Annotated in this window: 9 protein-coding genes; all 9 read left to right on the top strand. The window is 59.4% G+C overall.

Annotated features, from left to right (window positions below):
* The first annotated feature begins 28 nt into the window (after nt 1-28).
* The 9 genes from CAPSK01_RS05850 to rpsU all read left to right on the top strand — a co-directional run bounded on the left by CAPSK01_RS05850 (nt 29) and on the right by rpsU (nt 10,097).
* A complete protein-coding gene (locus CAPSK01_RS05850; protein ID WP_337958546.1) occupies nt 29-481 on the top strand; it encodes a gamma-glutamyl-gamma-aminobutyrate hydrolase family protein in 453 nt (150 codons plus the stop codon).
* Entirely contained in the window at nt 465-3,671 is a 3,207-nt protein-coding gene (gene carB / locus CAPSK01_RS05845) for a carbamoyl-phosphate synthase large subunit (protein WP_034923630.1), read from the top strand. The genes CAPSK01_RS05850 and carB overlap by 17 nt, the downstream gene beginning before the upstream one ends.
* Before the next feature lie 63 nt (nt 3,672-3,734).
* A complete protein-coding gene (greA, locus tag CAPSK01_RS05840) occupies nt 3,735-4,211 on the top strand; it encodes a transcription elongation factor GreA (RefSeq protein WP_034923627.1) in 477 nt (158 codons plus the stop codon).
* Nucleotides 4,212-4,217: 6 nt separating this feature from the next.
* Nucleotides 4,218-4,682: a DUF4149 domain-containing protein gene (locus tag CAPSK01_RS05835; RefSeq protein WP_034923624.1), complete on the top strand. Its 465-nt coding sequence runs from the start codon at nt 4,218-4,220 to the stop codon at nt 4,680-4,682.
* Between the two features lie 36 nt (nt 4,683-4,718).
* On the top strand, nt 4,719-5,339 hold the full coding sequence (locus CAPSK01_RS05830) for an SAM-dependent methyltransferase (protein WP_034923621.1): 621 nt from the start codon (nt 4,719-4,721) through the stop codon (nt 5,337-5,339).
* 125 nt (nt 5,340-5,464) lie between these two features.
* The gene (gene ftsH / locus CAPSK01_RS05825; RefSeq protein ID WP_034923619.1) at nt 5,465-7,348 is read left to right on the top strand and encodes an ATP-dependent zinc metalloprotease FtsH; all 1,884 of its coding nucleotides are present in this window, start codon (nt 5,465-5,467) and stop codon (nt 7,346-7,348) included.
* A 77-nt stretch (nt 7,349-7,425) separates the two neighbouring features.
* Nucleotides 7,426-8,253, top strand: coding sequence for a dihydropteroate synthase (gene folP / locus CAPSK01_RS05820; RefSeq protein ID WP_273703201.1), 828 nt, complete (start codon nt 7,426-7,428; stop codon nt 8,251-8,253).
* Between the two features lie 108 nt (nt 8,254-8,361).
* Nucleotides 8,362-9,729 carry a phosphoglucosamine mutase gene (glmM, locus tag CAPSK01_RS05815; protein ID WP_034923615.1) on the top strand — a complete coding sequence of 456 codons (1,368 nt, stop codon included), beginning with the start codon at nt 8,362-8,364 and terminating at the stop codon, nt 9,727-9,729.
* Nucleotides 9,730-9,884: 155 nt separating this feature from the next.
* Nucleotides 9,885-10,097, top strand: coding sequence for a 30S ribosomal protein S21 (gene rpsU / locus CAPSK01_RS05810; RefSeq protein ID WP_034910746.1), 213 nt, complete (start codon nt 9,885-9,887; stop codon nt 10,095-10,097).
* Nucleotides 10,098-10,105 lie beyond the last annotated feature (8 nt).

The following is a 10,105-nucleotide window of genomic DNA, read 5'->3' as shown; positions in this document are numbered from 1 at the left end:
ATTGACCGGATCGACGTCCTGAATCGGCGTGACCGCAACAAACGGGCCCGGCGACCCCGAGCCTTGTGATTATGCGATCACGGCGATCCGCGAAATCCTTGCCAGGCGCGTACCGATTTTCGGGATCTGCCTGGGTCACCAGTTATTGGCGCTCGCTTCGGGCGCCAGGACGATGAAAATGAAGTTCGGCCATCACGGCGCCAATCACCCGGTCAAGGACCTCCAGACTGGGCAGGTCCTGATTACCAGTCAGAACCACGGTTTTGCGGTGGACGCCGATACCCTGCCGGCGAACCTGCTGGCAACGCACGTGTCGCTGTTCGACGGATCACTGCAGGGTCTGGCGCGTAGCGACCTGCCGGCCTTTTCCTTTCAGGGCCACCCGGAAGCCAGTCCGGGGCCGCACGACATCGCCTATCTGTTCGACCGCTTTGTCAAGATGATGCAAGACGAAAAGGCGAAACATGCCCAAACGCACTGACCTCAAGACCATTCTGATCATCGGCGCCGGGCCGATCGTCATTGGACAGGCCTGCGAGTTTGATTACTCCGGAGCGCAAGCCTGCAAGGCACTGCGCGAGGAAGGCTACCGGGTGATCCTGGTGAACTCCAATCCGGCCACGATCATGACCGACCCGGAAATGGCGGATGTCACTTATATCGAGCCGATTAACTGGAGAGTCGTCGAAAAGATCATCATCAAGGAGCGTCCTGATGCACTGCTGCCGACCATGGGTGGGCAGACGGCGCTGAATTGTGCCCTTGATCTGGCCAGGCATGGTGTTCTCGAACGCTTTGGCGTCGAGATGATCGGAGCTACCAGGGAAGCCATCGACAAGGCCGAGGACCGCGAGAAGTTCAAGGCGGCGATGACCCGCATCGGTCTCGGCTCGGCTCGTTCGGCGATGGCACACTCGCTGGAGGAAGCGCTGCAGGTGCAGGCGATGATTGGCTATCCGGCAATCATCCGGCCCTCGTTCACCATGGGCGGTTCGGGTGGCGGCATTGCCTACAACCAGGAAGAATTCGTCGAAATCTGCAAACGCGGACTCGAAGCCAGCCCGACCAGCGAGTTGCTGATCGAGGAGTCTCTGATCGGCTGGAAAGAGTTCGAGATGGAAGTGGTGCGCGATCGCAAGGACAACTGCATCATCGTCTGTGCGATCGAGAACCTTGATCCGATGGGGGTGCACACCGGCGACTCGATTACCGTGGCACCAGCGCAGACGCTGACCGACAAGGAATACCAGATCATGCGCAACGCCTCGGTCGCGGTGTTGCGCGAGGTCGGCGTCGATACCGGCGGCTCGAACGTCCAGTTTGCGATCTGCCCTCAGACCGGGCGGATGATCGTCATCGAGATGAACCCGCGTGTTTCGCGTTCTTCGGCGCTGGCGTCAAAGGCCACTGGCTTCCCGATTGCCAAGGTGGCGGCAAAGTTGGCGGTGGGTCATACGCTCGATGAACTGGCCAACGACATCACCGGTGGCAAGACCCCGGCCTCTTTCGAGCCGTCAATCGACTATGTGGTCACCAAGGTGCCCCGTTTCGCCTTCGAGAAATTCCCCGAGGCCGACTCGCGGCTGACCACGCAGATGAAGTCGGTGGGTGAGGTCATGGCCATCGGGCGAACTTTTCAGGAATCGTTGCAGAAGGCCTTGCGCGGCCTCGAGATCGGCGTTGATGGCTTCGATGAACGCAGCGTCGACCGCGAAGAAATCGAGATGGCACTCTGCGAGGCGCGCCCGGAACGTCTCTGGTATGTTGCTGACGCCTTCCGGATTGGTCTGACCCTGAACGAGATTCATCGGCTGACGGCAATCGATCCGTGGTTTCTGGCGCAGATCGAGGACCTTTACAAGAAGGCCGAACATATCCGCGGCAGGACACTCGCTTCGCTGTCACGCGATGAATTATGGTGTCTCAAACGTGCCGGTTTTTCGGACAAACGGCTGGCGACCCTGATGCGGACGACGCAGACGGCCGTTCGTGAGCACCGCCATGCCCTGCAAATTCGCCCGGTCTTCAAGCGTGTCGATACCTGCGCGGCCGAGTTTGCCACCGATACCGCTTACCTTTACTCGACCTATGAGGATGAGTGCGAGGCGAATCCGAGCGACCGGAGAAAAATCATGGTTCTCGGGGGCGGTCCGAATCGCATCGGTCAGGGAATCGAGTTCGACTATTGCTGCGTGCATGCGGCGCTCGCGCTGCGTGCCGATGGTTACGAGACGATCATGGTCAACTGCAATCCGGAAACGGTATCCACGGACTATGATACTTCCGACCGCCTCTATTTCGAGCCTCTGACGCTCGAGGATGTCCTGGAAATCGTTGCCGTCGAAAAACCGCTCGGGGTCATCGTCCAGTATGGCGGACAGACGCCGCTCAAGCTGGCGCGTGACCTCGAAGCCAATGGCGTACCGATCATCGGTACCAGCCCGGACATGATCGACGCTGCCGAAGATCGCGAGCGATTTCAGAAGCTGCTTCAGGATCTTGGCCTCAGACAACCGGCCAACCGTACTGCTCGCACCGAGCCCGAGGCGTTGCGCCTGGCAGCCGAGATTGGCTATCCCCTGGTGGTTCGTCCGTCGTACGTACTCGGAGGCCGGGCGATGGAAATCGTCCATGAGGAGCGCGACCTTGAACGCTACATGCGTGAAGCAGTCAAGGTTTCCAATGATTCACCGGTATTGCTCGACCGTTTTCTGAACGATGCCTGCGAGGTGGACGTCGATGCCCTTTGCGATGGCCAGGAAGTCCTCATCGGGGGGGTGATGGAGCATATCGAACAGGCCGGCGTGCATTCCGGTGATTCGGCGTGTTCGCTGCCACCGTATTCGCTGTCCACCGAGTTGCAGGACGAACTGCGCCGGCAGACGCGGCTGATGGCCCTGGGACTGAAGGTCTGCGGTCTGATGAACGTCCAGTTCGCGATCCAGAAGGGGAGGGTTTTTGTCCTTGAAGTCAACCCGCGCGCATCGCGTACGGTCCCTTTTGTTTCCAAGGCCACTGGGCTACAGCTCGCAAAGATCGCTGCCCGTTGCATGGTCGGGCAGTCGCTCGCCAGCCAGGGGCTCTTCCAGGAAATCGTCCCGAATTATTTCTCGGTCAAGGAAGCCGTTTTTCCCTTCGCCAAGTTCCGCGGCGTCGATACCATTCTTGGCCCCGAAATGAAGTCGACTGGTGAGGTGATGGGCGTCGGACTCAGCTTTTCCGAAGCCTTTGTCAAGAGTCAGTTGGCGGCCAGCGTCCGCCTCCCGAGTTCGGGACAGGTTTTCATCAGCGTCAAGGAGTCGGACAAGCCGAAGGCGGTGAATATTGCCCGCGAGTTACAGGCGGCGGGGTTCACGCTGATTGCCACGCGCGGTACGGCGGCGGCAATCGCGGCTGCAGGAATTGCCGTCACGCCGGTGAATAAGGTGACCGAAGGGCGTCCACATGTGGTCGACATGATCAAGAACCACGAGATTGTCCTGATCATCAATACCGTGGACGAAAAGCGCAAGGCCATCAGCGATTCTCGCTCGATCCGCACCTCTGGCCTGGCGGCACGGGTGACGATCTACACGACGATCTGGGGTGCCGAAGCGGCCGCGGATGGGATCAGGAATCGTGGCGAACTGGTCGTCTATCCGATCCAGGATTTGCACGCACAACTGAATTAGTTAACCCTTGGCACCGTCGAATCCGCCGATCGGGTGGGTGCCGGCGGTTTGGCAGTGAATGAGATGAGCAAAATACCTGTGACCGTCAATGGCGCCGAGAAACTCCGCGCCGAGTTGCATAATCTGAAAACCGTCGAACGGCCACGCGCCATCGCAGCGATTGCCGAGGCGCGTTCGCACGGCGATCTCTCGGAGAATGCCGAGTACGATGCCGCCAAGGAACGGCAGGGATTCGTCGAAGGTCGCATCAAGGAAATCGAGAGCAAACTCGCGAATGCACAGATTATCGACCCGAAGCTGCTCGACGCCGACGGGCGTTGCGTTTTCGGGGCAACGCTCGATCTCGAGGATCAGGAAACCGGCCTTGGCGTCAGCTATCAGATTGTTGGCGAGGACGAGGCCGACATCAAGGCGGGCAAGATTTCGATCAACTCACCGATCGCTCGTGCGCTGATCGGCAAGTTTGCCGGCGACATCGCTGAGGTGCAGGCTCCCGGTGGTGTTCGCGAGTACGAAATCATCGAAGTCCGCTACGAATAGGCAACCATGCGACGCCTCGCGGATGCTCTGTACGACGTGGCGCTGACCCTCTGGGTGGGCGGCCTGTGGACGATCGGCTATGTCGTGGCACCGACGCTGTTCGTCGCGCTGAGTGGCGACCGTCAAACGGCAGGCATGCTCGCCGGCAGGCTCTTCGAACTGATTGGCTGGGTGGGCCTGGTCTGTGCGACCTACCTGTTGTCGTTCATGTTGCTGCGTAGCGGCAGCGCGGTCATGCGGCGCTGGCGCTTCTGGCTGCTGCTGTTGATGCTGATGCTTACCGCGGTCAGCCTGTTCGGATTGCAGCCGCTGTTGGCGCAGCTCAAAGCCGACGCCTTGCCGCGCGAAGTGATGGAGAGCGTGCTGCGGAACCGCTTCGCCGCCTGGCATGGCGTGTCGAGCATCCTCTATCTCGTTCAGAGCTTACTTGGCTTGCTGCTCGTGACCAGTGTCGGGCGCAGTGGCCGATAAGGTCTCGCGCTGCCCCATTTTAACGGCTTTTGGCGAATGAGTCGCAGTAGATCGAGCAATGCCTGGCTGCGTGAGCACTTCAACGACGCCTATGTGCAGCGGGCGAGGGCCGAAGGCTTTCGCTCGCGTGCCGCCTACAAGCTGGTCGAGATCGATGACAAGGACCATCTGATCCATTCTGGCGACGTGGTCGTCGATCTGGGGGCGACCCCGGGCGGTTGGTCGCAGGTTGCCGCGAAGAGGATGCATGGCCGAGGTCGCGTCATCGCCGTCGATCTGTTGGAGATGGTGCCTTTGCGCGGCGTGACCTTTATCCGGGGCGATTTCCGTGAGCAGGAAGTGCTCGATGTTCTTGGAAAACTGCTGGCGGGTGAGAAAGTCGGGCTTGTTCTTTCCGATATGTCGCCTAATATATCTGGCATCCCGGCCTGCGACCAGGCCCGTGGCATATACCTCGCCGAACTGGCTCTGGAATTTGCTCGCAACTGGCTGAAACCAGGCGGCGCTTTCCTGGTCAAACTCTTTCAGGGTGATGGATTTACCGATTTCTTGTTGGAGATGCGCAAGAACTTCGAATTGGTATCCGCACGCAAGCCGGACGCATCGCGCGATCGCAGTCGGGAAGTTTATCTGCTGGGCAGAACCTTGAAAGCGTGAGCATGCATCGATGTCGCTTTTGCTTCAGCAGGCACGAATCGGTTTAGAATGTATGAATGTGAATTTGTGGAATGGCAAGGTTTCGCGAGCAATCCCGGACCGGGCAACGTGGAAGAGGTGAAGCATTGAATAACATGTTCAAGAATCTGGCAGTCTGGCTGGTGATCGGTCTCGTTTTGATGACGGTGTTCAACCAGTTCAACAATCGCCAGGTAACCCAGTCGTCGATGGAGTACTCACAGTTCATCGAGGAAGTGGGCAAGGGAACGATCGCCAAGGTGGTCATCGAGGGGCGTGTACTCAAGGCAACGACGACTGACGGCCGTAAGCTGACCAGCTACGCGCCACCGGATCTGTGGATGGTTTCCGACCTGCTGAAACATGGAGTCAAGATCGAGGCCAAGCCTGAGGAAGAACAATCGTTCCTGATGAGCATCTTCGTCAGCTGGTTCCCGATGTTGCTCTTGATCGGCGTGTGGATTTTCTTCATGCGCCAGATGCAGGGCGGCGGACGCGGCGGCGCCTTCTCGTTCGGCAAGAGCAAGGCACGGCTGCTCGACGAGTCGACCAATACCATCACCTTTGCTGATGTGGCCGGTTGTGACGAGGCCAAGGAAGAGGTCTCGGAACTCGTCGACTTCCTTCGCGATCCGTCAAAATTCCAGAAACTCGGTGGGCGTATTCCGAAGGGCGTGCTGCTGGTTGGCAACCCCGGTACCGGCAAGACCTTGCTCGCCAAAGCGATTGCCGGCGAGGCCAAGGTGCCTTTCTTCTCGATTTCTGGTTCCGACTTCGTCGAGATGTTCGTCGGTGTCGGAGCGGCGCGCGTTCGCGACATGTTCGAAAACGCCAAAAAACATGCTCCTTGCATCATCTTTATCGATGAGCTGGATGCGGTGGGTCGTCAGCGCGGCGCCGGACTTGGCGGTGGCAATGACGAACGCGAGCAGACGCTCAACCAGATGCTGGTCGAGATGGATGGTTTCGAGGCCAGTGTCGGGGTCATCGTGATCGCTGCCACCAACCGTCCCGACGTGCTCGACCCGGCGCTGATGCGTCCGGGACGTTTCGACCGTCAGGTGGTCGTCCCGCTGCCAGACATCCGTGGGCGCGAACAGATTCTCGTGGTGCATATGCGCAAGGTGCCGCTGTCCCCTGACGTCAAGGCGGACATCATCGCCCGCGGGACGCCCGGATTTTCCGGGGCTGACCTGGCCAACCTAGTCAACGAAGCGGCCCTGTTCGCTGCGCGTGGCAACAAGCGCCTGGTCGACATGGAGGACTTCGAAAAGGCCAAGGACAAGATCATGATGGGTGCCGAGCGCCGCAGCATGGTCATGAACGAGGACGAGAAGCGCAATACGGCTTATCACGAATCTGGGCACGCAGTGGTCGCCAAGCTGATGCCGAAATCCGATCCCGTGCATAAGGTGACCATCATCCCGCGCGGCCGTGCGCTCGGCCTGACCATGCAACTTCCGGAAGAGGATCGTTACGCTTACGACCGCGTCTATCTGATGAGTCGGATTGCCGTTCTGTTCGGTGGGCGCATCGCTGAAGAGCTGTTCATGAACCAGATGACCACGGGTGCCTCAAACGACTTTGAACGGGCAACACAAATGGCACGTGACATGGTCACCCGTTACGGCATGTCCGATGCGCTTGGTCCGATGGTTTATGGGGAGAACGACGGTGAGGTTTTCCTCGGGCGCTCGGTAACCACGCATAAGAACATGTCCGAAGCGACGATGGAGAAGGTCGACGCTGAAATCCGCAGAATCATCGACGAGCAGTATGCCTTGGCGCGTCGATTGCTCGAGAATCATCGCGACAAGGTCGAGGCGATGGCTGCGGCATTGCTCGAACTGGAAACGATCGACGCCGACCAGATCAACGACATCATGGAAGGCAAGCCACCACGCCCACCCAAGCAGCCGCAGACGTCGTCGTCGAACAAGCCGGACCATAATGCGCCGGATGCTGCGCCCAGCGCAACCGCGCCGGCCTGAGTCGCCTAGCGAGCAAGCCATGGCGGGCTTGCGCCGGTTCGTGGTAAGGGGGTCGATCTGACACGGGTTCCACTTTTCTGATGCTGCTTCGCTGCGGGGATCATAGACTCTCACTTGCCCGCCCCCTGGTGATGGGGGTCGTCAATCTGACAGCGGATTCGTTCTCCGGTGACGGTTTGGCGAGCGACACTGCCAAGGCAATCGAGCACGCGCACCGACAGATCGGGGAAGGGGCGGAGATGCTCGATATCGGAGCAGAATCGTCGCGTCCAGGCGCAGTGCCGACCAGTGTTGAAGATGAACTGGGTCGCCTGCTGCCGGTGCTGGATGCCCTGGCTGGCTGTGGGGTGCCGATTTCGGTCGATACCTACAAGCCTGAAGTGATGCGCGCGGCGCTGCTGCACGGCGCTTCGATGATCAATGACATCTACGCGCTGCGCATGCCCGGCGCACTTTCTGCGGTGGTCGATAGCGACTGCGCGATCTGCCTGATGCACATGCGTGGCGAGCCCTTGACGATGCAGGAGAATCCCGTCTACACCGACGTCGTCACCGAGGTCCGGGATTTTCTCCAGAGCCGTGTAACTCTGGCCAGAACAGCCGGGATAGCGAGTGATCGTCTGGTCCTTGATCCAGGCTTTGGTTTTGGCAAGACACTGGACCACAACCTCGAAATGCTGCGTCGCTTCGCCGAGTTGACGCTGACCGGACTGCCTGTGCTAGCGGGCATATCACGCAAATCGATGCTCGGCGCCATCACTGCGCGGACGGTCGAAAACCGCCTGGCAGCCAGCGTCGCCGCCGCTTTGCTGGCCGCGCAACGCGGTGCACGCCTGTTGCGCGTTCACGACGTCGCGCAGACACGCGATGCCCTGGCCATCTGGCTCGCGGTGGAAAATCAATAATCCGTGCAGCGGTTGTGCCTTACTTGACAGTCGCTTCTCCAGGGTTTGCGTAGAATAGCGATGATTCAACAGACGTCGACTCATCCGTGCTCAGAGGGAGAGAAAATCGTGACAAGAAAGTATTTTGGGACTGACGGCGTACGCGGTCGTGTCGGGGAAATTCCGATCACGCCGGATTTCGTCATGCGTCTCGGGCATGCCACAGGACGGGTGCTCGCCGCTCACGACACGGCGCGCAGCCATGTCAAGGCGGGAGAGCGCCCGGCGGTTCTGATCGGAAAGGATACGCGCATTTCCGGCTACATGCTGGAAGCTGCGCTGGAAGCCGGGTTTTCTGCAGCCGGTGTCGATGTCTGCCTGGTTGGGCCAATGCCCACGCCTGCGATCGCTTACCTCACGCGCGCCCTGCGCCTGCAGGCGGGCATCGTCATTTCCGCTTCCCACAACCCATATTACGATAATGGAATAAAATTCTTCTCGGCGAGGGGCACCAAGTTGCCCGATGACATGGAGTTGGAGATTGAAGCAGCGCTCGACGAACCGCTGACTTGTGTGCCTTCGGCCGGTCTTGGCCGGGCACGGAGAATCGACGATGCGGACGGCCGCTATATCGAGTTCTGCAAGAGCACTTTTCCGTTTGAGATGGACCTGCGGGGGTTGAAAATCGTGGTCGATTGCGCAAACGGTGCGGCGTATCACATCGCACCGCATGTCTTCCACGAGTTGGGCGCCGAGGTGACCAGCATCGGCAGCGAACCGAATGGCCTTAACATCAACCAGGAGGTCGGCGCGACGGCACCTGCTGCCTTGCGTGACGCTGTCGTGGCGCAAGGCGCCGACCTCGGGATTGCCCTTGACGGAGACGCAGACCGGGTGATGATGGTTGATGCAGTCGGCAATATCTACGATGGCGATCAACTCCTGTTTGCAGTGGTGCGGGGCCGGTTGCGTCAGGGCAATGTCGCGGGTGTCGTGGGTACCCTGATGAGCAATCTTGCCCTTGAGCATGCACTGGCCGAGTTCAAGGTGCCTTTTGTCCGTGCCAATGTCGGCGACCGATACGTGATGGACATGCTGCGGCAGAAGGGCTGGCTTTATGGGGGGGAGAATTCGGGGCACATTCTCTGCCTCGATCGGCACACCACTGGCGATGGCATCGTTTCCGCCCTGCAGGTGCTTTCTGTACTGCGCGAAGAGGGCGGTGATCTGCAACGACTCCTCGGGAATCTGAAACTCTATCCACAAAAACTGATCAATGTGGCGTTGAGCAAGGGCTTTCCCTGGAAAGACCACCCGCTGATCGGATCAACGCAGCGCGAGGTGGAGAGTGAACTCGATGGCTGTGGGCGGGTACTGCTGCGTGCTTCGGGGACTGAACCGCTGCTGCGCGTGATGGTCGAGGGCCAGGACTCGGCGACGGTCTGCCGAGCGGCTGAGAAGCTGGCGGCCGCTGTGCGGGAAGCCGTCTCTTCGTGAACTGGTCAGGCTGCAAATCGTGCGCTTAGGCAGTTCACCTGAAGCAGGGCATGGGCATTGTCTTTTCTTCAAAAAATCCTTGGAATTCCTTGGTAACTACGTTTATAATGACCGGCTAAACTTTATCGTGGTGTTCTTGAACCTGGGAAGAATCGATGCCTGCTATTCGCGTCAAGGAAAATGAGCCGTTCGAAGTGGCCATTCGCCGCTTCAAAAGAACCGTCGAGAAAACCGGTTTGCTGACCGAGTTGAGGGCTCGCGAGTTCTACGAGAAGCCCACTGCCGAACGTAAGCGCAAGCTGGCCGCTGCGGTTAAACGTCATCACAAGCGGATGCGCAGTCAGACCTTGCCGCCCAAGATGTACTGACGCCGGAT

The sequence above is a fragment of the Candidatus Accumulibacter vicinus genome (genome assembly GCF_000584955.1).
Taxonomy (GTDB): Bacteria; Pseudomonadota; Gammaproteobacteria; order Burkholderiales; family Rhodocyclaceae; genus Accumulibacter; species Accumulibacter vicinus.
This window is presented reverse-complemented; position numbering and strand designations above follow the sequence as displayed.

Coding starts and splice junctions, on each gene's coding strand:
- carB (WP_034923630.1), top strand. CDS start 465: ATGCCCAAACGCACTGACCTCAAGACCATTCTGATCATCGGCGCCGGG.
- greA (WP_034923627.1), top strand. CDS start 3,735: ATGAGCAAAATACCTGTGACCGTCAATGGCGCCGAGAAACTCCGCGCC.
- CAPSK01_RS05835 (WP_034923624.1), top strand. CDS start 4,218: ATGCGACGCCTCGCGGATGCTCTGTACGACGTGGCGCTGACCCTCTGG.
- CAPSK01_RS05830 (WP_034923621.1), top strand. CDS start 4,719: ATGAGTCGCAGTAGATCGAGCAATGCCTGGCTGCGTGAGCACTTCAAC.
- rpsU (WP_034910746.1), top strand. CDS start 9,885: ATGCCTGCTATTCGCGTCAAGGAAAATGAGCCGTTCGAAGTGGCCATT.